Annotated in this window: 1 protein-coding gene; it reads right to left on the bottom strand. The window is 66.2% G+C overall.

Annotated features, from left to right (window positions below):
* A partial coding sequence (locus DEIPH_RS17560; RefSeq protein WP_034360793.1) for an ATP-dependent metallopeptidase FtsH/Yme1/Tma family protein occupies positions 1-839 on the bottom strand: 839 nt, incomplete at both ends.

Here is an 839-nt window from a genome sequence, read left to right as displayed (position 1 = left end):
GTGACCTTGCGGTCGGCTTCCCGCACCACCAGCGAGCGGCGTTCGGGTCCCATCAACACCCGGTCTCTGGCCTCCTCCACATCCCGCATCACGATCCGTGACCGGCCCTCCCGCGCCGCATTCAGCGCCGCTTCATTCAACAGGTTCTCCAGATCCGCCCCCACCATTCCAGCGGTCCGGCGCGCGATGACCCCGAGGTCCACGGAGGGATCGAGGGGTTTTTTGCGGGCGTGGATGCGCAGGATCATTTCACGCCCCCGCACGTCGGGGGCGTCCACCACCACCTGGCGGTCGAAGCGGCCCGGCCGCAAGAGGGCGGCATCGAGGACGTCGGGGCGGTTGGTAGCGGCCAGGATGATGACTTCCTGACCACTGGAAAAGCCGTCCATCTCGACCAGGAGTTGGTTGAGGGTCTGTTCGCGTTCGTCGTTGCCGCCCTGGAGGTTGACGCCGCGTTTTCGGCCGACGGCGTCGATCTCGTCGATGAAGACGATGCAAGGCGCGCTTTTGCGCGCCTGTTCGAAGAGGTCACGGACGCGGGCGGCGCCGACCCCGACGAACATCTCGACGAAGTCCGAGCCACTGATGGAGAAGTAGGGGACTTTGGCTTCTCCGGCGACGGCTTTGGCGAGGAGGGTCTTGCCGGAACCGGGGGGGCCGACGAGGAGGACACCGTGGGGGATGCGGGCACCCAGCTGGTGGTAACGCTCGGGGTGGCGCAGGAAGTCCACGACTTCCTGCAAGTCCTGCTTGGCCTCGTCGCAACCTGCCACGTCCTGAAACGTCAGCTTCACCTGCCCCTCCGCGATCACCGCCGCCTTCGACTTCCCGAAGTTGCT

This window comes from Deinococcus phoenicis (assembly GCF_000599865.1).
GTDB lineage: Bacteria > Deinococcota > Deinococci > Deinococcales > Deinococcaceae > Deinococcus > Deinococcus phoenicis.
Note: the sequence above shows the minus strand (reverse complement) of the source record. Positions and strands in the feature narration are given on the sequence as shown.